This is a genomic window from Haloferax sp. Atlit-12N (assembly GCF_003383095.1).
Taxonomy (GTDB): domain Archaea; phylum Halobacteriota; class Halobacteria; order Halobacteriales; family Haloferacaceae; genus Haloferax.
On sequence record NZ_PSYW01000003.1, the window covers coordinates 124,167 to 147,199 of the forward strand.

18 protein-coding genes are annotated in these 23,033 nt (G+C 65.6%); 7 read left to right on the forward strand and 11 right to left on the reverse strand.

What is annotated here, in order from left to right:
• Window positions 1-196: 196 nt before the first annotated feature.
• The 3 genes from C5B90_RS14950 to C5B90_RS14960 all read left to right on the forward strand — a co-directional run bounded on the left by C5B90_RS14950 (window position 197) and on the right by C5B90_RS14960 (window position 3,551).
• Window positions 197-1,063: a hypothetical protein gene (locus C5B90_RS14950; protein ID WP_115882731.1), complete on the forward strand. Its 867-nt coding sequence runs from the start codon at window positions 197-199 to the stop codon at window positions 1,061-1,063.
• Window positions 1,064-1,149: 86 nt separating this feature from the next.
• Window positions 1,150-1,926 carry an ABC transporter ATP-binding protein gene (locus C5B90_RS14955; protein ID WP_115882733.1) on the forward strand — a complete coding sequence of 259 codons (777 nt, stop codon included), beginning with the start codon at window positions 1,150-1,152 and terminating at the stop codon, window positions 1,924-1,926.
• Window positions 1,923-3,551, forward strand: a complete 1,629-nt coding sequence (locus C5B90_RS14960; RefSeq protein ID WP_115882735.1) for a hypothetical protein — start codon at window positions 1,923-1,925, stop codon at window positions 3,549-3,551. Before C5B90_RS14955 ends, C5B90_RS14960 begins: the two co-directional genes overlap by 4 nt.
• Before the next feature lie 63 nt (window positions 3,552-3,614).
• Here C5B90_RS14960 and C5B90_RS14965 read toward each other — a convergent pair whose 3' ends face one another.
• The 4 genes from C5B90_RS14965 to C5B90_RS14980 all read right to left on the reverse strand — a co-directional run bounded on the left by C5B90_RS14965 (window position 3,615) and on the right by C5B90_RS14980 (window position 8,104).
• Entirely contained in the window at window positions 3,615-4,844 is a 1,230-nt protein-coding gene (locus C5B90_RS14965; protein WP_115882737.1) for a PQQ-binding-like beta-propeller repeat protein, read from the reverse strand.
• A gap of 63 nt (window positions 4,845-4,907) precedes the next feature.
• Entirely contained in the window at window positions 4,908-5,771 is an 864-nt protein-coding gene (locus C5B90_RS14970) for a DUF6293 family protein (protein WP_115882739.1), read from the reverse strand.
• A 562-nt stretch (window positions 5,772-6,333) separates the two neighbouring features.
• Complete coding sequence (locus tag C5B90_RS14975; RefSeq protein ID WP_042663361.1) at window positions 6,334-6,741, reverse strand: PPC domain-containing DNA-binding protein; 408 nt, start codon at window positions 6,739-6,741, stop codon at window positions 6,334-6,336.
• A gap of 637 nt (window positions 6,742-7,378) precedes the next feature.
• The gene (locus C5B90_RS14980; protein ID WP_115882741.1) at window positions 7,379-8,104 is read right to left on the reverse strand and encodes an SDR family NAD(P)-dependent oxidoreductase; all 726 of its coding nucleotides are present in this window, start codon (window positions 8,102-8,104) and stop codon (window positions 7,379-7,381) included.
• Between the two features lie 175 nt (window positions 8,105-8,279).
• Here C5B90_RS14980 and C5B90_RS14985 point away from each other — a divergent pair, with 175 nt between their 5' ends.
• Together C5B90_RS14985 and C5B90_RS14990 are read left to right on the forward strand one after the other, a co-directional pair.
• Entirely contained in the window at window positions 8,280-9,233 is a 954-nt protein-coding gene (locus C5B90_RS14985; protein WP_115882743.1) for a TIGR03560 family F420-dependent LLM class oxidoreductase, read from the forward strand.
• Between the two features lie 80 nt (window positions 9,234-9,313).
• Window positions 9,314-10,138 carry a polysaccharide deacetylase gene (locus C5B90_RS14990; RefSeq protein ID WP_115882745.1) on the forward strand — a complete coding sequence of 275 codons (825 nt, stop codon included), beginning with the start codon at window positions 9,314-9,316 and terminating at the stop codon, window positions 10,136-10,138.
• 116 nt (window positions 10,139-10,254) lie between these two features.
• On the opposite strand, the gene C5B90_RS21265 is transcribed toward C5B90_RS14990, so the two are convergent.
• From C5B90_RS21265 to C5B90_RS15010, 4 genes are all read right to left on the reverse strand, one after another.
• Window positions 10,255-12,783 (reverse strand): ABC transporter ATP-binding protein, encoded by a 2,529-nt coding sequence (locus tag C5B90_RS21265; RefSeq protein ID WP_115882747.1) that lies wholly within the window; start codon window positions 12,781-12,783, stop codon window positions 10,255-10,257.
• A 180-nt stretch (window positions 12,784-12,963) separates the two neighbouring features.
• Window positions 12,964-13,944, reverse strand: coding sequence for an ABC transporter permease (locus tag C5B90_RS15000; RefSeq protein ID WP_199517517.1), 981 nt, complete (start codon window positions 13,942-13,944; stop codon window positions 12,964-12,966).
• A complete protein-coding gene (locus C5B90_RS15005) occupies window positions 13,937-14,944 on the reverse strand; it encodes an ABC transporter permease (RefSeq protein WP_058567772.1) in 1,008 nt (335 codons plus the stop codon). The genes C5B90_RS15000 and C5B90_RS15005 overlap by 8 nt, the downstream gene beginning before the upstream one ends.
• 60 nt (window positions 14,945-15,004) lie before the next feature.
• A complete protein-coding gene (locus C5B90_RS15010) occupies window positions 15,005-16,648 on the reverse strand; it encodes an ABC transporter substrate-binding protein (RefSeq protein ID WP_115883030.1) in 1,644 nt (547 codons plus the stop codon).
• A 161-nt stretch (window positions 16,649-16,809) separates the two neighbouring features.
• On the opposite strand from C5B90_RS15010, the gene C5B90_RS15015 reads away from it, so the two are divergent.
• Window positions 16,810-17,514, forward strand: a complete 705-nt coding sequence (locus C5B90_RS15015; protein ID WP_115883031.1) for a creatininase family protein — start codon at window positions 16,810-16,812, stop codon at window positions 17,512-17,514.
• 78 nt (window positions 17,515-17,592) lie between these two features.
• Here C5B90_RS15015 and C5B90_RS15020 read toward each other — a convergent pair whose 3' ends face one another.
• Window positions 17,593-19,005, reverse strand: a complete 1,413-nt coding sequence (locus C5B90_RS15020) for an amidohydrolase (protein ID WP_115882751.1) — start codon at window positions 19,003-19,005, stop codon at window positions 17,593-17,595.
• Between the two features lie 363 nt (window positions 19,006-19,368).
• Here C5B90_RS15020 and C5B90_RS15025 point away from each other — a divergent pair, with 363 nt between their 5' ends.
• Entirely contained in the window at window positions 19,369-20,133 is a 765-nt protein-coding gene (locus tag C5B90_RS15025; RefSeq protein ID WP_115882753.1) for an IclR family transcriptional regulator, read from the forward strand.
• A 132-nt stretch (window positions 20,134-20,265) separates the two neighbouring features.
• Here the strand turns inward: C5B90_RS15025 and C5B90_RS15030 are convergent, their stop codons facing one another.
• Together C5B90_RS15030 and rdfA are read right to left on the reverse strand one after the other, a co-directional pair.
• Window positions 20,266-22,215 (reverse strand): archaea-specific SMC-related protein, encoded by a 1,950-nt coding sequence (locus C5B90_RS15030; RefSeq protein WP_115882755.1) that lies wholly within the window; start codon window positions 22,213-22,215, stop codon window positions 20,266-20,268.
• Between the two features lie 78 nt (window positions 22,216-22,293).
• Window positions 22,294-22,917: a rod-determining factor RdfA gene (rdfA, locus tag C5B90_RS15035; protein WP_115882757.1), complete on the reverse strand. Its 624-nt coding sequence runs from the start codon at window positions 22,915-22,917 to the stop codon at window positions 22,294-22,296.
• Between the last annotated feature and the right edge of the window lie 116 nt (window positions 22,918-23,033).

Below are 23,033 nucleotides of genomic sequence, written 5' to 3' on the forward strand. Positions count from 1 at the left end.
TGAGGACGAGACTCCCGCCCTGTGCCCGAACCAGTCACGCGTGAGTTAGATGATTACAGGGGTACACGTGTAATCACGATTTCGGGGAGATAGCCCGTCTCGTGCCCGCCTACACTCAGTTTTCGTGCCGGTGAGCGGACGGGTGAGAAGACCTGTCAACCAAACTTTCTTTGCTCGATGTGGAGACGTGACCAGTATGGCAGCCCTCCAAGCCATCGGCACAGCCGCCGGCTCTCTCAGGCGGAACCCGATACTGTTCGTCGTCGCCGCAGCGTTCAGCCTCGTCCAACTCCCGTCGATGTTCGCGCAGGCGGTCAGCCCGGTCATCGGAAGCATCATCTCGCTGGGGTTCAGCGGCCTCACCGTGTTCGTCGTCCCGTTCTTCCTCGGCGGCGTCCTCGGCATGGCCAACGAGGCCATCGACGGTCGAACCTCGCTCGGCACGCTCGTCAGCGAGGGGAAGTCGAACTACGTCTCGCTGCTCGCGGTCTACTTCGGCCTCCTTGCCGTCAACCTCGTGTTGGCGTTCGTCGGCGTCTTCGCGACGCTGTTCTTGGGCCTCCTCGTCATCGGCAGTAGCACCCAGCCGGGGACCGCCACGCTCGCGGTTCTGGGCATCATCGTCCTCGCCGTGACCCTCACCTACCTCGCCGTGGTGTTCGTCTCGCAGTTCTTCGGCCACGCCATCGTCATCGACGACCTCGGCGCGGTCGACGGCATCAAGCGCAGCATCTCATGCGTCAGGAACAACCTCGTGTCGGTGTTCGGTTACTCCATCATCGTCGGCCTCGGCGGCCTTCTGGCCGGCATGGTCGGCGGCGTGGCCTCACTCCTTCTCACCCCGTCGCTCCAGCATCAGGGGGCGGCGGTGGCCGGGTCGGGAACCGGCGCGACCGCCGCGTCGGCGTTTTCGAGTCTCCCGGCGGTCGGCGTCGTCGGCATGGTCGCCATCGCGGTCGGACTCGTGCTCGTCAGCGGTCTCGTCGGTGGTTTCTTCGCCGCCTACTCGACCGCATTCTACCGGTCGATTCGACCGGCGAACTCCGAGGGAGTAAGCGCCTGACGCCGCCGCGAACCACCGCCATTTCTGTCGGTCGTGTATCAATTCGCAACCGTTAGGCGTCCGGGGGGCGAAACGCGGGCCGTCCCATGCCCTCCACCAACGCGGACGTCGCCATCGAAGCGACTGACCTCAGGAAGTCCTACGGTTCCGAGGTCGCGCTCGACGACGTCTCGCTGTCGATTCCGAGCGGAACGGTGTACGGATTCCTCGGGCCGAACGGCGCGGGGAAGACGACGACGATGCGCATCCTGACGGGGCTCTCACAGCCCACCTCGGGGTCGGTCCGTATCTGTGGACTCGACGTGAGCGACCGTAGGAAACTCGCGCCGCACGTCGGCTACCTCCCGGAGACGCCGCCGCTGTACGACGAGTTCAGCGCCCGCGAGCAGCTCGACTACGTCGCCGACCTGCGCGACATCCCGTCGGAGACCGCCGAGGCACGCATCGACGACCTGCTCGACCAGTTCGGTCTCGTCGGCGACGCGAACAAGCGCATCGGCACGTACTCGAAGGGGATGAAACAGAAGACCGCGTTCATCCAGAGCGTGCTCCACGAACCGGACGTGCTGTTTCTCGACGAGCCGACCTCCGGACTCGACCCCCGCGCGGCGAGACAGATTCGGACCTCCATCGGCGACGTAGCCGACTCGGGGGCGACGGTCTTCCTCTCGACGCACATCCTCCCCGTAGTCGAGGCCGTCGCCGACGAGGTCGGCGTCCTGTTCGACGGTCGCGTCGTCGCCGAGGGGACGCCCGACGAGGTGAAATCGCGCGCCCAGACGGGCGGCGAGGGCTCGCTCGAAGACGCGTTCCTCGCGGTCACGAGCGACGAGACGCAACTGTCGGGTGTCGCCGACGAATGAGCCTCCGACGAGACGTTCGCCACGGCCTGCGAATCGGGCGCGCCGAGTTCGTGCGGAGTCTCCGGGGGTACGCCTCCGAGACGCGCCGAATCATCGGCCTCCTGTTGCTCTTGCTGTTCTTCGGTGGCACCCTCCTGTTTTCGCTCCCAGCCGTCTACGTCGTCGGCCGGGGCGCGCAGTCCGTGACCGAGATTCCCTTCTTCGACCTCGTCGCCACCGCGATACCGGTGGGGCTCACGCTCCTCGCGGCGTTCCGAACGCTCGAACGCATCGGCCGCGTCGAAAACGAGTCGCTCGTGCTCACGACGGTTCATCCGCGGGCCGTCGTCATCGGGCTTATCACCGCCGAAATCGGTCGGATTGGTCTCTGGTTCGGACTCCCGCTGGCAGTCGTCGCCGCGACGTTCACGGCCGGTCTCGGCGCGCCGTCGCTGTTGCTCACGGCGGCCGTCGTCGCGGCCCCGCTGGCGTGCTGTACGACCGTCTGGGGCTACGCGGTCGGCGTCGCCGTGCTTCGCGGGTTCAAGCGCCTGCCCGGCGTCCGGCGCACGCTCAAGGTCGTCGGCTTCGTCGCGATGGTGGGACTCGTCCTCGTCTCGCAGTCGTTCGGTCGGTTGCTGGCCGAGGGGTTGCTCCCGCTCGAGTGGCTGGCGGCGACGCTGACGTTCGGGCCGCTCGCAGACTACCTCGCGTTCGCATTCGTCGGGACCCCGCTCGCCCGACCGTTCTCGGCGGCCGCCATCGTCACCTTCGTGGCTATCGTCGCACTCACGCCCGTCGGCCTCGTCGTCGCCACCCGGCAGGCGAGCGCCCTCTGGTTCACCGACCGCACGAGCGGAAGCGACCGAGTCTCGTCGGTGCCGAGCGCGAAGGCTGATAGCTCGTCCGGCGGCTTCTCGACGCCGAAACCGCTCGCAGGGACGAACGGGGGCCACGTCGCGTGGGGCCTGCTCGTCCGCGGCGTCCGCCACCCGCAGAAGTTCACGCACCTCGTGATGCTGGTATTCTTCCTCGGCCCGCTCGGGACGACCATCGTCCAGTCCTCGGCCGACGGCCTCGGCCCGCTGCTCGCCGCGAGCGGGGCCGGCCTAGGAACCTACCTCGCGGGCGCGACGTTCGGCCTCAACCCCATCGGCGACGACCACCCGCAGTTTCCGATGTTGCTGTTGACTCCGACCGCGCCCCGGACGCTGGTCCGCGGTCGCGTGCTCGCCGGCGTGATTCTCGGCGTTCCGGTCGCCACGGCGCTCCCGCTGGCGACTGTCGCCCTCGGCACGTCGCCGCTGTCCGCGGTCGGGTTCGCGTTCGTCGGCGTCCTCATGTGCGTCGCCGCGGCGGCCTTCTCGGTCGGCATCGGCGCGGCGTACCCGATATACGAGGAACGCGAGTTCTGGGGCACGACGACCGTCGTTCCCTCGACGCTCGTGCTGATGGCGTTCATGTTCGTCGTCGGCCCCGGTACCGTCATCGGCCTCGTCGCCACGTGGTTCGGCGTGACCGGTCACCTCTCCGCGACGCCGCTTCTCGCCGCCGGACTCGGGCTGTACCTCGTGGTGACCGTCGGCGTCACCTACGGCTCGTACCGGTACGCGGTTCGACGGTACCGGACGTACACGTTCGAGTGACGACGAGCGCGTCGTTCGGGCGCGAAACTCGGCGTCCGCAACTCCTGTGACGGCCCGCTGGCGTCAGTCCGCCACGCGGAACACGCCGGGGGCACGTCCCATTCCGGCGAAGTAAATCTCGGAACCGCGGACCGACAGGCCGCCAGTAGGCCGCGTGTCGAGCGCCTTCGACCACAGTTCATCGCTGGACGCCGCCGAAATCGCGTAGAGGCGGTCGTCGCTCGCCACGAATCGGGTGTCGCCCGCGACGACCGGCGGTCGGGGGAACGTATCCGCATCGAGCGACAGCGTCCACTTCGTCGCACCGTCAGCCACGTCGAACGCGGCGAGACTCCCCCGCGAGGTCTGGACGTGGAGCGTGTCGCCCGCGACGGCGGTCCGTGGGCTGCCGTTCTCCGGGAGCGGGATTGACGCCCGCCACTGCGTCGACCCGTCTTCGAGGGCGAGGGCGAACACGTTCCCGCGGTGGGCGTTGTAGTACAGGTGAGAGCCGCCTACCGCGAGCGGGACGCCGCTCTGCGGGAGATCCTCGCGTCGCCACCGCTCCTCACCGGTTGCGGCGTCGACTGCGGCGACGCCGGTCTGCTCGTGGTCGACGCCGATTGGCGTGTAGACGACGCCGTCACGGGCGACGAGTCCGGGAGACGCCTCGCCGGCGTCGTAGCTCCATTGCTCTTTTCCGGTCACCGGGTCGCGCCCGAAGACGGTCGAACCGCCGCCGTCGACGAGCACACCCGCTGCGAGTACCGGCGCGTTCCCGGAGGTCCCGTAGCCACCGTTTCTCGTCCGCCAGCACCGCTCGCCAGTCCGGGCGTCGTAGGCCGCGACGAACTCGGCGGTCGAGACGAACATCGCGTCCCCGGCGAGCGTGGGCGTGGACTTGCCGTGCGCGTAATCGACGGTCCACGCGTCGTCGGACTCGGCGGGAGCGGTCTCGGAATCGAGGTCGAGCGCGCGGTAGACGCCGTCCTCCCCGTCGCCGTCGCTGTGGCCGAGCACGCCCCGCCCGTCGGCGAGCGCGACCGAGGTGGCGAGCGCGGCGTCGCCCGACGCGATTCGCTCGATGCTCGCGTCCGCCGACGGACCAGAGTCGGTGGTGTAACCGGTGTTGGCGAAGTCGTGCTGGTACGTCGGCCACGCGCCAGTCACGTCGCCGACCGGCGCGTCGCGTCGGTAGTCGCGCTCGACATCGAGGGCACCGATTGCGCGGGCGACACAACCTGAGAGCGATGCGAGAGCGGTCGCACCGCCGGCCGCGAGGACGGCTCTGCGCGTCTGCATGTTGGAGGGCATACATGTTTGTGTCCCGGTGCTACCGTACTAACAGTTTCCCCGGCCGCATCCCGACGACTCGCCCTACCGGTTTTCCACGAGCGCGTCGACCGGGTTGTCGAGAGCGAAATCGACGTTCTCGGAGGGGTCGCCGGTCCGGGCTTCGAGGTCCGAGACGACCGACTCGGCGCGGTGTCGGAACGCGCGGAGCGTCTGTCTGCCCTCCTCCGTGAGTTCGAGGTAGCGACGGGTTCCGCGCTGGGTGACGGTGACGTAGCCCTGATGTTCGAGCGTCGCGGTGACGCGGTTGTCGAGGACGTTGTAGTCGCCGGTGACGGGTTCGTAGTCGGCCGCCTCGCCGTCGACGCGGCCGCGCATGAACTCGAGGCCGTAACGGGCCGCTTCGGTGATGAGCGTCTTCTTTTTCGCGTGTTTGGCGTCGGTGTCGTGGGCCTCGATGATGGCGAGCGCGGCGACTTGGTCCGGGGAGGGCGAGTCGATTTGGTAGGTCGTCAGGAGCGACGCCTGTGCGAACCCCTCCGTGACCGGTTCGTCGAGGCCGTGCGGCCGGACCTCCGGGTCGACGACATACGGTTCGGCGTCAGTGCGTTCGTCCATGCAGGCCATCGTCGCGCCGACAGCAGCGCGCTTTGTACCGGCGGTGACGTTGACGCGGACGAAGTCGTCGGGGTGCCAGTCGGCGATGGTCGTAATCGCGCCCATCACCTCGTACATGTCGAAGAGGTCGAGATACTCGACGTCGGGTGGGGTGCCGACAACGTCGGCGATTCGGTCGACGACCGCATCGTGGTAGGTCGGGCGCTCGACCGCGGGGTCCTCGTGTTCGAGGAGGTAGACCTTGTCCGGTCGGTCGTCCTCGATGGGACCGACGATGCGGTCGTGTTCGCGCCACAGGGGGACGATGTGAACGCGGAGGTGTCGTTTCATTTGTCACTCTCGGCCACGACCGCCCGTGTCGAAAGTCATTCGATTAGGATATTCTGCCGTGAGTGAACGATAGAACGTCCATAAACGTCGAATCGCGAGAAACACACGGTACTCATGCTACTCACGTAACTTACGGTAGTTACCGAGGAACCGCCAATATGGGTTACCGACTACGAATAGTTGCCGCCGGCCGCGGTCCAACGGACCGGCGGTTGCGACCCGCCGACGGCGGCGCGACCAGCGGTCCCCGGTCGCGCCCCCGCGGCGGAACCCGCGTCGGCGGACGACCCCCGGAACCCTCGTTCGGTGCGCTCGGGGCGTCGGCCAGTCCGCCGACACGCGCCCTCCAGCCCCCCTCGCTTCGGCCCTCCACCGCCGGCCGACGCCCTGACAGCACCGGCTTTTCTTTCTCCGAATCACCACTCGTCACCCGACGAGCGCGACGCTCTCGAATCACAGCAGGCGCACGAAAAAGTGACCGAGTGCCCGCACCGCGAATCGCTCGGTCTGGTTCAGTTCGGTTTAGTTCGGCTCAGTTCGCTCCGGGCCGGACCAGGCCAGTTCAGATGTCGAACACGTCGAGACCGGTCTGTTCGTCGAGGTGGTGGGTCAGCGGCGTCTCGCCGAGGTGGATGACGACCTCGAACGTCCCGGAGACCCGCGCGCCGGAGCAGTGGCCGCCGAGCGTCTCGAAGTCGCGCGTACCGACCTGGATGTGCGTGTGAATCTTGTCGGGGCCGATGTTGCCGAGGAAGCTCGTCACCTCGAACTGGCCCGTGAACTCCTCTTCGAGGTACTCCTGGTCGCCCACGTCGTAGTGGCCGAGTGTGACGGAATCGACCGCGCCGATACCCGTGAGAAAGCCGTGTTCGATGTCGAACTCGTCGCGCACCGTCGCGAGCGAGTCGAGGACCTGTTCGCCGGGGTCCAGCCTGACGACGACCGTGTCGTCTTCTTTGACGTAGTCCATAGTTGTGCCCGAGCGTCCGGTACAGCGCCGGCGGCGTAATATGTTGTGAAAGGCTCAACGTTGCGGGACGACCGACGGAATTAAATTATAAATTCTTTGAGATTTCGATGAGACAATCAATTTCAATATGTGTTTTTCATGAGTCCTCTCGTCCGGCATCCCAATCGACCGATTTCGCATCGACCAGATGACTGCGGCTTCGTCCCCTATTCGCCGGATCTCTCCGGTCTCACACCTGTTATCGACGGCTTGGTTCTCGGATAGCAGATTCAGTCGGCAGTCATCGTCGAAACAGCAGACTACCGCCGACCACCGCGGACACGGGAACTCAGTTCGACCGCAGTCGTCCGGTCGCCACCTCGATACACAGGACGTTGAGAGCGGTTCAGAAGCCGATACGGAGCGGTTCACTGTGTGCTCTCGCCAGGCCGCGCTACCACGACTAACGCGCGAGACGTGTCGGGGCCACCGGCGAGACGCACCGGACAGAGCCACCGATGGCGAGTCGCGCGAAATCGTTCGAGTGAAGAACAATGATTACAGTATTCAAGTATGAATAGTATTCCGATATGTTTAGACACTCGCTCGACTCAGTCGGCGTGGTGCAGAGTTGTCCACGACCGCGTCGCACAACGCGTCACCGGAGCATCGACCCGCCGTCGACCGTCAGCACCGTCCCCGTCATGTAGCCCGCGCCGTCGCAGAGGAACGCGACAACGTCGGCGACTTCCTCGGGCGTTCCGATGCGTTCGAGCGGGAGTTCGGCGGCGTACTCGGCGAGCGCCTCCTCGGTCCAGAGGTTCGACTCGGTGAGAAGCGACGTCTCGACGAGTCCCGGCGCGACGCAGTTGACGCGTACCTCGGGGCCGAGCTGTTTCGCCAGCCCCTTCGTCAACCCGAAGACGCCCGCTTTCGACGAGGAGTAGTGGACGCCGCCGGTGGCGCTCCCGCGGAGGCCGGCGACGCTCGACACGTTGACGATGGCACCCTCGCCGCGCTCGACCATACCCGGGGCGACGGCGCGAGCGACGACGTACTGGCCCTTGAGGTTCACGCCGAGGACTCGGTCCCACTCGTCGGGGTCGAGGTCCACGAGGGAGATGGCCCGCGAGATACCCGCGTTGTTCACGAGCGCCGCCACGTCGGCGACCGATTCGACTGCCGCTACGGCGTCCGCGACCGCGTCGGGGTCACGAACGTCGACCGCGAACTCGTGGACGCCTTCGTCGTCCCAGTCGATCTCGCCGGTCTCGATGTCGAAGCAGGCGACGTAGTCGTAGTCCGCTCGGAGCCGCTCGACAACCGCTCGCCCGATACCGCTGGACGCGCCGGTCACGATTGCCGCGCGCTGGTGGTCCGTCATGTGGGTCGAGACGGCCCGAACCGTAGTACGTGTTGGGGTGGCGGCGAGCGATACTGTCGTGGTCGAGAGTGGTGCGGGTGGTGCGATTGAGAGTAGCGAGTGTGGATGGCGCGAGCGACGCCGCCGAGGCGAGTGAAGTGGTAACTGTTTTCGTGGTCGCGCGTGAGCCGTTCGTATGCAGTTCGCAGTCAACGTTCCGACCAGCGCCGGCGACTCCGTTCACTCCCAGTTGGCGTTCTGCGACGAGATTTCGTGGGACGCGCAGGTGGAGTTCGCCGTGGCGATGGAGGACCTCGGCTTCGACGGTGTCGCCGTCCCCGACCACGTCATGACCGGCACCGGCCCCACGACGGAGTGCTTCGTCACGCTGGCCGCTATCGCCCGCGAGACGGAGGACGTGTACCTCTACCCGAAGACGGTGAACAACCACTTCCGAAACCCCGCGCTCCTCGCCAAGCAGGCCGCCACGCTCGACGCCGTGAGCGACGGCCGACTGAAACTCGGCATGGGAGCCGGCTGGAAGGAGAGCGAGGCGCGGGCCTACGGCTACGACTGGCCGGACGCGCCGACTCGGCTCCGGATGCTGGAGGAGTCGATTCGGATGCTCAAGCGCCTGTGGACCGAGGAGACGGTCAGCTTCGACGGCGACTACTACACCCTCGACGAGGCGATGTGCCAGCCCCACCCCGTCCAAGACCCGCACCCGCCCATCATGGTCGGCGGCGGCGGCGAGTCGTTCACGCTCCGAATCACCGCTCAGTTCGCCGACTCGTGGAACTTCTGGGGGCCGCCGGAAGTGATGCAACACAAACTGGACGTGCTGGAACGCCACTGCGAGGGCTACGGCCGGCCGTTCGAGGAGATAGAGCGCTCGTGGTTCGCGCGGTGTCTGATACGCGAAGACGGGGCAGAACTCGACGCCCTGCTGGATGAGCACTTCCCGCGGTTCAAGCTCGAGAACGTCGCCGACAGCGAGTACCCGCTCGTCGGCACGCCCGAACAGGTCCGCGAGCGACTGGAGACGTTCGCCGAGATGGGCTTCGACGAAGTCGTCGTGGAGTTCGTCGACTTTCCCGAGACGACGAGCGCCGAACTGTTCGCCGAGCGCGTCGCACCGGCGTTTCGATAAGTCGGGGCGGGGGACGGAGGTCCACGTCCGCCGAGTGAGGCATGGAAACAGCTATCACATCGATTTTCGTACGTCGAAACGTGACTCACCACAGCGTCTGCCTCACGTTCGATTTCGACGGCGTCTCCTCGTGGATACACTCCTTCGAGTCGCCGGACAGCCCGACGAAACTGTCGAGAGGACTCTTCGGCGTCGACGTGGGCGCGCCCCGCGTCCTCGACCTCTTGGACGAGTTTGGCGTCGAGACCACGTGGTTCACGCCGGGCCACACCATCGATAGCTTCCCCGAGGCCGCCGAGGAGGTGTGGAGCCGTGGCCACGACATCCAGCACCACGGCTGGTCGCACACCCGCCCGCGACAGTACGAGTCGCGAGAGGCCGAGTACGACGACGTGAAACGCGGCGTCGAGAGCATCGTGGACCTCACGGGGCGTCGGCCGACCGGCTACCGCTCGCCGTCGTGGGATTTTTCGACCCACACGCTCGGCATCCTCGACGAACTCGGCTTCGAGTGGGACTCCAGCCAGATGGCGACCGACTTCGAGCCGTACCGCGTCCGCGAGGGGTGGGCCGCGCCCGCCGACGCCCCCTTCGAACGCGGCACCGAGACCGACATCGTCGAGGTGCCCGTCTCGTGGCAACGCGACGACTTCCCGGCGTTCGCCTTCAACCGCGAGCGGGGCTACGCGAACGAGAAAGCGGTGTTCCGCCAGTGGCGCGAGCAGTTCGACTGGATGGTCGACAACGTCGATGACGGCGTCTTCGTCCTCACGATGCACCCGCAGGTCATCGGGCAGTCACACCGGCTCGCTCGGCTCGAATCGTTCGTCGAACACGTCGCCGACGCGCCGGGTGTCGTCTTCGAAACCGTGGACGAAGTCGCCGACCGATTCGGGTCGGCGTGAGGTAAGGTAAGGTAAGGTAAGGTAAGGTAAGGTAAGGTAAGGTAAGGTAAGGTAAGGTAAGGTAAGGTAAGGTAAGGTAAGGTAAGGTAAGGTAAGGTAACGACTGCGACGCTTTTTCAGGAGTAGTGGTGACAGCTGACGATACGGTCGAGTTCGTCGGGCGACTCCAGCGCCGGTACCTCGGAGGTGCAGACGCTCGGCTCGACGAAGGTCTCCGTCAGGAGCGACGCGGCGTCGCGCCACGCGCCGTCGGCCGCGAGCGAGAGCGCGTGCTCCACGGTCGTACCGGCGTCGCCGGCGGGGAGCCCGTCGGGGAAGTAGGTCGCGCGAGCGTCGTCAGCGACGACATCCGGGGATTCGCGCTGGACGGCTCTGACGAACCGGCGCACGCGGTCCCATTCCTCGTCGCCGAGGTCGAGTTCCGCCGGGGCGACGAGGCTCGGACACCGGGTGTGGAACCGACAGCCGCTCGGCGGGTGAATCGGCGACGGCACGTCGCCGGACAGCGGGACGGTCTCTCGGGATACCCGCGGGTCGGGCACCGGAATCGACGAGAGGAGCGCCCGCGTGTAGGGGTGCTTCGGCGACTCGAACAGGTCGTCCTTGTCGGCGAGTTCGACCAGTTCGCCGAGGTACATCACGGCCACGCGGTCGCAGACGTGGCGGATGACGCTCAGGTCGTGGCTGATGAAGAGGTACGTCAGGCCGAACTCCTCCTGAAGCGCTTTCATCGTGTTGAGCACCTGCGCCTGTACTGACGCGTCGAGCGCCGAGGTCGGCTCGTCGCAGACGATGAAGTCGGGGTCGACCGAGAGCGCCCGCGCGAGGTTGACCCGCTGGCGCTGGCCGCCGGAGAACTGGTGCGGGTAGCGGTTGTAGTGGTCGGCGTCGAGGCCGACCGTCTCCAGCAGTTCGCGCGCCCGCCCCTCGCGGTTGCCCTCGTAGAGGCCGTGGGCCTGCATCGGCTCCTCGACGATTTCACCGACAGTCATCCGGGGGTCGAGCGACGCCTGCGGGTCCTGAAAGACGAACTGCATGCGCTTGCGGCGCTTCCGAAGCTCCTCTTTCGACAGTTCGGCGAGATTCTCCCCGTCGAAGACGATGTCGCCGGAGGTCGGGTCGACCAGCCGGAGGAGCGTCCGCGCGAGCGTGGACTTCCCGCAGCCGGACTCGCCGACGAGACCGAGGGTCTCGCCGGGCAGGATATCGAACGAGACGCCGTCGACCGCACGGACGTGCTCGCGCTCGACCGAGAAGGGGAGCGGCCCCGCGTCGCGGTCGAACCGAAGGCGGTCGAGGAAGCCGTCGCTCGCGTCGAAGTACTTCCGCAGGTCGCGCACGCTGAGGAGCGGGTCGGCGTCGGGGTCGAAGGTGGACCCGGTGGCGGTATCGGCGGCGTCGGCAGTGTCACCCGCGGAGGCGGAAGCAGACACCGACGCCGATTCGGCGGCGGTCGAAGCCGACTCCGACCCAGCGCCGTCGAGTGGGGCGCTCTCCCAGTAGCCCGCCTCGGCGAACGCGTCGTTGCGCAGGCACGCCGCCCGATGCGGCGCGGCGGCAACTTCGGTGAGGGCCGTTCCGTCAGCGGTGGTGGAGGCGGTGGTTGGACCGTCGCCAGCGGAGGCCGCGGCGCTCGCATCGCGGGAGCCCTTGCCCCCGCCGTCAACGCGCCGAGCGTCGGGGTGGGCGTGCAGACACGCCTCTCGGGCGTGCGGGCACCGCGTGTGGAAGCGACAGCCCTGCGGCGGGTTGATGGCTTCCGGCATGATGCCCTCGATGGGCGACAGGCCGTCCACGTCGCGGTCGGGTCGCGGAATCGACCCGAGGAGCGCCTCGGTGTAGGGGTGTTTCGTGTCGTGAAAGAGGTCGTCGACGGTCGCCTGCTCGACGATTTCGCCGAGGTACATCACGGCCACGCGGTCGCATATCTCGGCGACGACGCCCATGTCGTGGGTGACCCAGACGAACGACGTGTCGTAGCGCGCCGCGAGGTCCTTCACGAGGTCGAGAATCTGCGCCTCGACGGTCACGTCGAGCGCGGTCGTCGGCTCGTCGGCGATGACGAGGCTCGGTTCGCACGCGAACGCCATCGCGATAAGGACGCGCTGGCGCATCCCGCCGGAGAACTCGTGCGGGTAGTCGTCCATCCGGCGTTCGGCCTCGGGGATGCCGACCTCGCGGAGGCGCTCGACGGCGATGGCCTCGGCTTCGGCCGCCGACACGTCGCGGTTGAGCCCGATAATCTCGCTCAACTGCTCGCCGACGGTGAACACCGGGTTGAGGCTCTCCGTCGGGTCCTGAAATATCATCGCGATTTCGCGGCCCCGGATGCGCTCGCGAATCTCGCGGCTCGACAGCATCTCGGGGTCCTGCTTGGGTTCGTCGTCGGGGCCGTCGCCGCGCTCGACGCCGACGAGCAGGTCGTCTTCGAAACGGACCTCGCCGTTGACGATGAGGCCCGGCGAGTCGATGAGGCGCATGATGCTCCGCGCCGCGACGCTCTTTCCGGCGCCGCTCTCGCCGACTAACCCGAGCACTTCGCCGCGCTGTACCTCGAACGAGATACCGTCGACGGCCCGGACGGTTCCCGCGTCGGTGCGGAAGTGGGTGTGCAGGTCGCGGACGGTGAGTAGCGTATCAGACATTGGTCGTGGAATCGTGGGGGGCGTCGGTGCGTGAGATGGGTGCCTCTGCAGAACCGCAAGAGCGAGTTCCGACGCCGCCCCGAGTAGGGAGCGATAGTTCGGCGGGCGAGCGACTGGCGGAAGCCGGGCGACTCCCGGCCCCGCGGCGAACGGTCGGTGAGATGTGTCGTCCGTTCATCGTCAGTCGTTCGACCGCGGGTCGATTGCGTCGCGCAGGCCGTCGCCCAGCAGGTTGAAGCCGATGACCGTCGCGAGAATCGCGAGGCCCGGCCAGATGCTGAACCACGGGTTGACGATCATATACTGCCGCGAGTGGGCGAGCATCTGCCCCCACGACGGCGTCGGGGGTTGGACCCCGAACCCGAGGAACGACAGCGACGCGACGATGAGGATGTTCACGCCGACCTGCAGCGTCGATTGGACGAGCACCGGCGCGAAACTGTTCGGGATGATGTGGCGGAAGATGATGTGGCGGTCGCGCACGCCGGCGGCCTTCGCGGCCTCGACGTACTCCATCTCCCGGACGCTCAGCACCTGCGAGCGAATCAGGCGCGTGAACACCGGAATCGTCGTGATGGAGACGCCGACGATGGCGATGCCGAGTTCCTTGCCGAACGCGGACATGATGGCGATGACGAGGATGAGGAACGGAATCGCGTACAGCGATTCGACGAACCGCTGGAGCACGTCGTCGACCCACCCGCCGTAGTAGCCCGAGACCGCACCGACGACCGTCCCGATGGTCATCCCGATGCCCGTCGCGATGAGACCCACCTGAACGGCGATGCGGGTGCCGTAGACCAGCCTGACGAGTACGTCGCGGCCGCGGTGGTCCGTCCCGAGCGGATGCGCCCACGTTCCCGTCCCGAAACTGTTTTCGATGCCGACCGGCGGGAGCAGGATTGTGCTCCCGGCCGGGTCGTTCTCCGGGTGGTACCAGAACGTCGCCGCGAACTGGTAGTCGAACAGGTCGGCGTCGATAGTCGTCAACAGCGCGACGAGCGTCACGAGCCCGATGACGTAGAGGCCGACGCGCGACGCCGAGTTGCGCTTCAGCTGTCGAAGCACCTGCGAGGTGCGCGAGACGGCGGAGCGCTCGTCGGCGTCCGCGACGCCGCCCGTGCGGGTCGAGTCGCCGACGGCGGCCGTCGAATCACTCACCGGCACCACCCCCGTAGGAGATGCGCGGGTCGATGACCGCGTACAGCACGTCCACGACGAGCACGCCGAGGACGAACACGATGGCGAAGAATATCGTCGTGCCCATGATAAGTTGGTAGTCCTGCGCCCGGACCGCGGTGATGATGAGGTTCCCCATCCCGTTGATGTTGAAGACCGTCTCGGTCAGCACCGCGCCGCCGAGGGCGGTCGTCATCTGGATGCCGATGACGGTGAGCACCGGCAGTTGCGCGTTCTTGAACGCCTGCCGTCGGAGAATCGTCCGCTCGGAGACGCCGTAGGCGCGGGCGAGCTGAACGTAGTCCTTGTTGAGCACTTCGAGCATCGACGACCGCTCGATGCGCGTGATAGCCGCCATCTGAAGCGTCCCCAGCGTGATAGAGGGGAGTATCAGATGCGACGCGGCAGTCGTGAGCACATCCAGTCTCGACGTCGCGCCGTCGACCGACGCGGGGTCGGCCCACGGCATGACGAGCCCGCTCGGCGGCAGGAGGTCGCCGTAGTACGCGAACACGATGATGAGCAGCAGGCCGACCCAGAAGCTCGGCGTGCTGACGCCGATGAGCGACGTGACGCGGGCGAGGTGGTCGTAGCCGTTGTTACGGTTCTTGGCGGCGAAGATGCCCAGCGGAATCGCAGAGCCGATGGCGAGCGTGAAACTCGACGCGAGGAGCAGCAGCGTCACCGGAAGCCGCTCCAGAATCTTCTCCGTCACCGCGACTCCACCGTAGTGGATGCTCGTCCCGAAGTCGCCCGTCGCGACCGCCGCGAGGTACCGGACGTACCGGACGTACAGCGGTTGGTCGAGGCCGTACTTCGCGCGGGCGGCCTCGATGGCCGCCGCGTCGGCGGCCGGCCCGACGAGGATGCGAACCGGGTCGCCGGGTATCGAGTTGATGAGGACGAACGTGACCGTAACGACGAACAGCAAGACCGGAACGATTTGGAGTAATCGCCGTCCGATGTAACCGGTTGTCGTCATGAGTGGAGTGGATGGGGAGTGAGCATATAACGTTTGGTAACTGTTACCGACAGAACAACGTCATCTGTCGACGGAGACGTTGTTGTAGCCGGTGAGGAGCCGCGGGTTCTGTGGCGAGACCGGGTGGACTTGGAACTCGCTGACGGCGGACTTCACGCCGTAGGAGTTCTTGTAGTTGAACGCCGGGAGGTGAACTTTGTCCTCCAGAAGCGTCGAGATGGCGGACTGGTAGAGCTGTTGGCGCTCGTCGCGGTCGGTCGACTCGCGCGCGCCCTTAATCTGCTCCATGACCTCGTCGTTCTTGTAGTAGACGCCCTGGTTCACGCCCTCAGACTCCTCGTGGAACAGGTTGAACATGAAGTCGTCCGGGTCGGGGTAGCGGACCCACCCGAGGACGTAGATGTTGTAGTCCGAGGCGTTGCCGGTGTACGCGCGGCTGAGCATCGCGCCCCAGTCGAGCCGTTCGACGTGGGCCTCGTAGCCGGCCTCCTTGATGCCGTTGGCGATGGAGAGGCCGATGTTCTCGCGGTTGTCGTCCGGGGGGACGATAATCTTCGCGTCCCAGTCGGCGGGGACGCCGGCCTCCTCGAACAGCGCCGTCGCCTGCTCGATATCTTTGTCGTTCGGAATCTCCATCCACTCTTCGAGCGGCATGTCCCACTCTTCGACCATTGGGCCCGGGAGCGGACCGTACTGGCGGAGTCCAGCCGGGTCGATGTAGCGCTCGACCGCGTCGTCCATCGAGAAGCTGTAGTCGATGGCCTCGCGGACACGCTTGTCGGCGGTCGGCCCCTCGTTGCAGTTGAACGCGACGTAGAAGTACCCGACGCTCTCCACCTCGGAGATACTCGTGTCTTCGGTGCTCTCGACGGTGTCCCAGAGCCGTGGCGGAATCGTCTCGATGACGTCCACGTCGCCCGTCCGGAGGTTGGTGACGCGCGTGGTCGACTCCGTGATGGGCGTGAACTCGACACCCGCGACGTTGGGCAGTTCGTCGCCCCAGTAGTCGTCCCAGCGTTCGAGCGTGACGTAGTTGCTCTCTTCCCACTCGACGAACTTGAACGGCCCCGACCCGATGGGCTGTTGGGTGCTGAACGCCTCTTTGTCCTCCTCGCGGACGGCCTCCGGCACGACCTGATGGGTGAGGACGTGCTGGAACATCGCGTAGGGGTTCGAGAGGTCGAACTGAACCGTCGTCTCGTCGATGGCCTCAACGGAGTCGATGACGCTGAAGATGCCCAGAAGAGGAGTCTCCTCCTCTATCGGCGCACGGAACGAGTAGGCCACGTCCTCAGCGGTGACCGGGTCGCCGTTGTGGAACATCGCGTTATCGACGATTTCGACGATGTAACGGGTGTTGTCCCGCTCGATGGTCGGCATGCTCGTCGCGAGGTTCGGAACCACGTCGGTCCCCTCGCCGTAGGTGTACAGCTGGCTGAACACCCGGTTCGCGACGAGCGCGTCGGGGTTCGAAAGCTGCGTTATCGGGTCGAATCGGACGGGGTTCAGCGACTGTCCGATGTTTATCGTCGCGTCGGAGCTCCCGGAGGACGTCTCCGTTCCGCCGCTCGTGGTCGTTCCGCCGCCGCCGTCGCCCTCGGTCGTCGTTTCGGAACCGGAGTCGGACGTACAGCCGGCGAGTAAGACAGGTATCGACGCACCCGTCGCTTTCAGTATGTTTCTACGTGAGACACTCTCTCTCATCATTGACGCCGAATCATTTCGGCATCACCGACATAAGCGTTTGCATACTGTGCGTTTGTTTCCCCTTATCCACTCATGCTGCCGCTTCGTGAAGTATTATATACGACAACTGTGCGTATCTCCGTATGGACTCAACGGAGTCACAGTCACTCCTAGCGGAGATGACGTGGCAGGAAGCCGAAACCGCGTTCGACGAGGCGGACTTCGTCGTGCTCCCCTGCGGAGCAACCGAACAGCACTCGACGCACCTCCCGACCTCGGTCGACTCCATCCGAGCGGAGAACCTGACCGCGGAACTCGCCGCGGCGGCCCCGGAACACGACTTGAACCTCCTCGTTCTGCCGGTCCTCCCGTACGGCTACTCGGAGCACCACATCAACTACGCAGGGACCGTCTCGCTCGGAGCCGACACGTACCAAGAGATAATCATCGACGTGGGCCGGTCGGTCCAGCGCCACGGCGCGACCCGGTTTCTCGTCGCCAACTTCCACGGAGGCAACATCGAGCCGCACAAACTCGCGCTCGACCGGCTTCAACGCGACCACGGACTCGACTCGTACTACGCCCACTGGACCGATTTCGCCCGCGACCAGTTAGAAGAGCGGTTCGGCACCGAGTGGGGTCACGCCGGTGAGTACGAGACGAGCGTCATCGAACACTACCGCCCCGAACTCGTCCACGGCGACCGCAAGACGCCGCAGACGAAGAAGAACCGCTACGAGGTCCGCCAGTACGTCCACTTCGACGACCTGACCGTGGAGGGCGGCCTCGGCGACCCGACGCAGTCCGACCCCGAGTTCCTCGAAGCAGTCATCGAGACGACGACCGAGCGAATCCTGACGCACCTCCAGTCGGAACTGGAGTAACGCGACGCTCGACGACCGAGAAACGGACGATAGCGAGCGAACCCCCGAACGAAACGAGATTTTACCGACCACCACCACCTACAGCGTGAGGTGGAACGGCGGTTCCATCCCCTCCGGGAGCGCACACTCGTACTCGCCGGGCACCGACGCCTCGAACTCCTCGCGGGCCGCCGCCACCAGCGCCTCGTCCGAAAGGAGGTCGAGCGTCGTCGCCGCGAGGACCTTCGCGGCGTACACGGCCGCCTTCGACCCGAAACTCCCGTTGGCGGCGACCGCCTGCCACGTGTGCGAGGGCGTCCCCACCGGCCACGACGCCGCCCAGAACTGCGCGGTCGGCGTAATCCAGCTCACGTCCCCAACGTCCGTGGAGCCGTTGAGGACCGTCCCCACGTCGTAAGAGGGCTGCGCGTCCGGATACAGCACCGACGAGCGCGCCGCCTCGCGTCGCTCCTCGGGGAGTTGCGCCGTCCGCGCCTCGATGGTCTCCGCCGAGAGCGTCTCCTGAAGCTCCGCGGCGAACTCGCGGTCCTCGTCGGTGTACGGGATGGGGCCGGCGAGTCGCATGTTCTCCAGCAGTTTATCCGATAGCGCGTGGTTCGCCACGTAGTCGTAACAGCCGGTGTGGAACCGCCGCGACACCGTCGTCTGGGTCATGAGCGCCGCGCCCTCGGCCACGTCGTCGAGCCAGTCGGTGATACGGTCGACCTCGTCGCGGGTCGGCGCGCGGACGTAGAACCACGCCGTCGCCTCCGCGGGGACGACGTTCGGCGCGCCGCCGCCGTCGGGGATGGTGTAGTGGATGCGGGCGTCGTCGGAGACGTGCTCGCGCATGAACTCCGACCCGGTGTTCAGCAGTTCGACTGCGTCGAGCGCGCTCCGACCCGACTGGGGGCTGTCGGCGGCGTGGGCTGACTCCCCGTGAAACGTGTACTCGACGGAGTTCATCGCGAGCGTCTGCGCCATGAACGGCGCGCTGAGGTGGCTCGGATGCCACGTGAGCGCGGCGTCGAGGTCGTCGAACGCCCCGTCGCGGGCCATGAACACCTTGCCGACGAGTATCTCCTCGGCGGGACAGCCGAAGAACGTGACCGTCCCCTCGGCCCGACCGTCGTCGATGGCGCGCTTCGCGGCGAGAGCGGCCCCGACGCCGGCGACGCCGAACAAATTGTGTCCACAGCCGTGGCCCGGTGCGCCGGCCTCGACGGGGTCCCTACTCGACGACACCGTCTGCGACAGTCCGGGCAGGGCGTCGTACTCGCCGAGGATACCGACGTGTGGCTCGCCCTCGCCGTAGGTCGCGCTGAACGCCGTCGGCATCCCGCCGATACCCTCGGTGACGTCGAACCCGGCGTCGCGGAGGACCGACGAGAGCAACTCGGCTGATTCGGTCTCGTGAAGCCCGAGTTCGGGCGTCTCCCAGAGCGACTCGGTGAGCGAGACGAGTTCCGCCTCCAGCGACTCGACCGTCTCGAACGTCTCGTTGTGATTCATTGCGTCTCGTGCGTTTCGACTGGAGAAACGATAATAACACTTCCGGAACAGTGGACGTTCTGGCGCTATGTTCGGGTTAAGAATTGAGATTCACGAGGAACGAATGTAAACGACGGGAGAGTCGAAACCGATAGAACGACCAAATCCCGGCAGTTCGAGGGTTCTCGAACCGCTCCCTCCCGGATTCGCTCGTCAGCCTCGCCGACTCCGGTGAGGGGAGCCACCCCCTCGAATCAGGCGCATGCCGTGCGTATCGTTCACAAACGACTCGTTTCGGCGTCTGGGGGACATGTATTCGTCATCTAACAAGCATCATTCGGGAGCGCCGAAAATACTATGTGCGATGGTGACGACCCGCAGGTAATGACCGAAAACGCGAACGACCGCTCGCTCAAAACAACGGTCACAACCCTCAGAATCGTCGAATTACTCAGGGAACGCGACGGTGCCGGCGTGACCGAGATCGCCCGCGAACTCGACATCGCACCGAGCACCGCACACACCCACGTGACGACTCTCGAATCCCAGGAATACGTGGTTAAAGAGGGTGATACCTATCATCTCGGGCTTCGATTTCTCGGCCTCGGGAACTTCGTCCGGACGCGGAAACGCCGTTTCGGGAAAGCCGAACACTACACCAACGTGCTCGCCGAGGAGTCCGAGCGGCGCTCCATCTTCACCGTCGAAGAGCACGGCCGAGGAGTGTACGTCCACACCTCACCCGGAAAACACGGCGTCTGGACGCAGTCGACAGTGGGAAAGCGTGTCTACCTCCACTCGACGGCGAGCGGGAAGGCCATCCTCGCCCACATGCCGACAGAACGAGTCCGCGAGATCGTCGAGCGAGTCGGCCTCCCGAAGGAGACGGAACAGACGATTCACGACGAGGAGGCGCTGTTCGACGAACTCGCCGAAATCAGAGAGCGCGGCTACGCGCTGAACGTCGAAGAGCAGATTAGCGGCGTCCGCGCGGTCGGAGCCCCGGTCATGGGACCGGACGGCGACGTGTTCGGCGCGCTGAGCGTCGCCGGCCCGTCCAATCGGATGAAAGGCGAGCAGTTCGACCGCCTCACCGAGGTCCTCCTCGGCATCGCCGAGGAGCTCGAACTGAGCATCGCGCTCTCCTGAGCGCGCCGCCTCGTCGCCGTCGGGGGCGTTTCGTGACACACCTAATAGTGTAACTCGAAACGAGAAGTGCCGTCCGCGACGCGACTCAGCGGGGGTGCGAAAAAACGAGAAAAACAAACGCTGTCGGCGACGTTACGCCGGCGAGTAGCGCGGGTAGGAACTGTCGACCGCCTGCGCGTCCTCTTCGAGAAGGGCGACGGCGAGGAAGTCGGCGTAGTCCGCGAAGTAGTCCACGAGTCGCGAGATGCGGTTCGAGTCGATGGCCTCGAGCGAGTCGAGGACCATGAACGGAACCGTCTCGTAGACGTCGTGGATGAGGTAGCCCGCGAGCGCGAACACGAGGCCGGTCACCTCGCGCTCGGACTCAGAGAGGTGGGCGACGGAGTCCTCGTAGCTCACGCCGTCTTCGTTCGTCCGGATGACGTGGAGGTCGAACACCGACTTCTTGACCTTCTTTCGGCCCTCCCGAACCCGCTTTTCGGTGCGTTCGATCCAGATGCGGTCGAGGTTGTCGTATTCGAGCACCTCGAGCACGTCGTCCATGTGGGTGTTGAACTCCTCGACGGCCTCGGATTCGAGGCGCTTGATGCGCGTCCGAAGCTCTGCGAGTTCATCCTCGATGTCCTCGCGGGCCGCTTCGAGTTCGTCGCGCTCGTCGAGTTTGCGCTCGATGTCCGCGATTTCGTCTTCGACGTCCTCGAGGTCGCTGCGGAGGCGGCCGAGGTCGTATTCGAGCTGGTTCGCCTCGCGGTGGAGGTCGAGCAGGTCGCCGTGTTCCTCGCTTTCGAGTTCGTCGACGGTCTGTTCGAGCGAGTCGATTTCGTCTTCGAGGTCCGAGCGGTCGGATTTGAGCTCCTCGATGCGCTCTTGGCGCGTCTCGCGTTCGCTTTCGATTTCGGACAGGCGGCGCTCGATGCGGTCGCGCTCGCGCTGGCGGCGCTCGTAGGTGGACTTCTCGTCTTCGAGTTCGGAGAGCTGCTCGCGGTGTGCGCGGTTGTCCTCGAGTTTCTCCTCGCGGAGCGTCCGGAGGCGCTCGAGCGTGCCCTCGATTTCGGACTTATCGACTTCGGAACCGCACGTCCAGCAGACGACCTGGTCGTCGCCGAGCAGTTGGTCGGTGACGCTGCCGCCGGAGTCGTCGGCGTCGCGGAGCGCGTCAACGACGTCAGAGGAGGTACCAGAGAGCATCTCCTCGTTGAACTGAATCACGGACTGAAGCTCGTTGACGGTCGACTGAATCTGCTGGCGGCGCGTCCGGAGGCGGCTGATTTCGGACTCGATTTCGTCGATTTTGCCGCCGGCGACCTCGGGGAGGTCCTCGGCGTCGTCCTCCAGTTCGTCCTCCTCGGATTCGAGGGCGTCGAGGCTCTGTTTTTCCGTCTCGATGCGGCGGTCCACGTCGTTGATGTCGCGACGCTTGCTCCGGAGGTCGCCGAGTTTGGATTCGAGTTCGCTCTCGACTTCCTGCCGCTCGCTGACGCTGGCGTCGTACTCCTCGACTTCCTGTTCTTTCTCGGCGAGTTCGTCTTCCTTCTCCTCGATTTGGTCTTCGAGTTTCGTCCGCCGGCGTTCGAGTTGCGGCAGGCGGTCCGAGAGGTTGCTGAGCGTCGAGAGCTCGTCGGCGATGTCGCGTTTCTCCTGCTGGAGCGACTCGATCTGCTCGTTGATGGACTCGACGTCCACCGGACGCATGATGAGGTCGCGGAGGTCGTCGCCGCGGGCGACCGCCTGTCGGGCGTCGTTCGTCTCGAGCAGGAACGCGAAGAGGTCCGCGAGGTCCGGGTCGTCGAGGACCGGATTCCCGCCGGAGATGACCGTGTCGCCCTGCCGCTCGAACGTCCGGGTGTACGTCTCGTCACCGATGGTGAGTTCGACCGACCCCTCGTCGGCGTCGCCCTTGAGCGCCACGTCGTCGCTCCCGTGGGCAGCCATGATGGACCGCAAAAGCGACGTTCGGTTCGTAGCGTTCCGTCCCGCCAGGACCGTCACGCCCGGCTCGAACGACGTGGACAGGTTGTCGATGCCACCGATGTTTTCGACCGAAAGGTGGACTTTGGATTTTGACACTTGTTCTGAACTCATACCTTGACCAAATAGGTACACCAATATAAAATCATCCGTTGAATCGAACAGAATGTGACAGAACTAATTATGTAACCCCTAGTTCGACGCGTCCTCGTCGCAGTCGCACCCGCCCCGCCGGAGCAGTTCGATGACCTCGTACTGCGTCCCGCAGTCGCGGCAGTACACCTGCGTGTCCACGAGGACGTCGAAATCGCCGAGCCGGAGCTTGCTCGTGTTACGGAGCGAACTCAGGCTCTGTTCGATGACCGCGACCAGTCGGCCGCGGAGCCGCTGGATGGACTCGACGACGTTGTCGACTCTGTTCCCGGACGAGGACTCTTTCGAGACGCCGCGAATCTCCGTCAAATAGGTGTAGACCGCCTGGTGAGAGACGAAATCGGAGAGCAGTTGGTCGACGTCGACGCCGCGGGACTGGAGCGTGTTTTTCGCCTGAACGCGCATCCCCTCCGTGGTCTCGTCCCCGGTGAGGAGCGTGTACAGGTTCTCCACCTCGCCTTCGAGAACGTCCTCGCCCGCCTCGCGGAGTGCGGCGTCGAGCACCTTCTCGTTCATCAGGTCCGCGAGGTCACGGAGACTGTCGCTGTCCTCGGGAGCCGTCCAGCGGTCGGCGAGTTGCTCGCCGAATCCGTCCAAGTCGTACGCCTCGATGACCCGTTCTACCTTGCTCAGGCGACGGTTCGTGCTTTGGTCGGTACCCATTACCCGTGATTCACACGGTAACGTAAAATATCTTCAGGTTTGGAGAGCGATTCGTCACACTCGGTGAGGCGCGTTCGTCGGAACCGGACCGCTACTATCCGGCAATGTCGGATGAG

Excerpts from the sequence above, each read along its gene's own strand:
- C5B90_RS14970 (WP_115882739.1), bottom strand. The coding sequence starts at position 5,771 with ATGAAACGACACCTCCGCGTTCACATCGTCCCCCTGTGGCGCGAACAC.
- C5B90_RS15005 (WP_058567772.1), bottom strand. The coding sequence starts at position 14,944 with ATGACGACAACCGGTTACATCGGACGGCGATTACTCCAAATCGTTCCG.
- C5B90_RS14965 (WP_115882737.1), bottom strand. The coding sequence starts at position 4,844 with ATGCCCTCCAACATGCAGACGCGCAGAGCCGTCCTCGCGGCCGGCGGT.
- C5B90_RS14955 (WP_115882733.1), top strand. The coding sequence starts at position 1,150 with ATGCCCTCCACCAACGCGGACGTCGCCATCGAAGCGACTGACCTCAGG.
- C5B90_RS15015 (WP_115883031.1), top strand. The coding sequence starts at position 16,810 with ATGACGTGGCAGGAAGCCGAAACCGCGTTCGACGAGGCGGACTTCGTC.
- C5B90_RS14985 (WP_115882743.1), top strand. The coding sequence starts at position 8,280 with ATGCAGTTCGCAGTCAACGTTCCGACCAGCGCCGGCGACTCCGTTCAC.
- C5B90_RS21265 (WP_115882747.1), bottom strand. The coding sequence starts at position 12,783 with ATGTCTGATACGCTACTCACCGTCCGCGACCTGCACACCCACTTCCGC.
- C5B90_RS15025 (WP_115882753.1), top strand. The coding sequence starts at position 19,369 with ATGACCGAAAACGCGAACGACCGCTCGCTCAAAACAACGGTCACAACC.
- C5B90_RS15010 (WP_115883030.1), bottom strand. The coding sequence starts at position 16,648 with ATGAGAGAGAGTGTCTCACGTAGAAACATACTGAAAGCGACGGGTGCG.
- rdfA (WP_115882757.1), bottom strand. The coding sequence starts at position 22,917 with ATGGGTACCGACCAAAGCACGAACCGTCGCCTGAGCAAGGTAGAACGG.
- C5B90_RS14950 (WP_115882731.1), top strand. The coding sequence starts at position 197 with ATGGCAGCCCTCCAAGCCATCGGCACAGCCGCCGGCTCTCTCAGGCGG.
- C5B90_RS15030 (WP_115882755.1), bottom strand. The coding sequence starts at position 22,215 with ATGAGTTCAGAACAAGTGTCAAAATCCAAAGTCCACCTTTCGGTCGAA.
- C5B90_RS14960 (WP_115882735.1), top strand. The coding sequence starts at position 1,923 with ATGAGCCTCCGACGAGACGTTCGCCACGGCCTGCGAATCGGGCGCGCC.
- C5B90_RS14980 (WP_115882741.1), bottom strand. The coding sequence starts at position 8,104 with ATGACGGACCACCAGCGCGCGGCAATCGTGACCGGCGCGTCCAGCGGT.
- C5B90_RS15020 (WP_115882751.1), bottom strand. The coding sequence starts at position 19,005 with ATGAATCACAACGAGACGTTCGAGACGGTCGAGTCGCTGGAGGCGGAA.
- C5B90_RS14975 (WP_042663361.1), bottom strand. The coding sequence starts at position 6,741 with ATGGACTACGTCAAAGAAGACGACACGGTCGTCGTCAGGCTGGACCCC.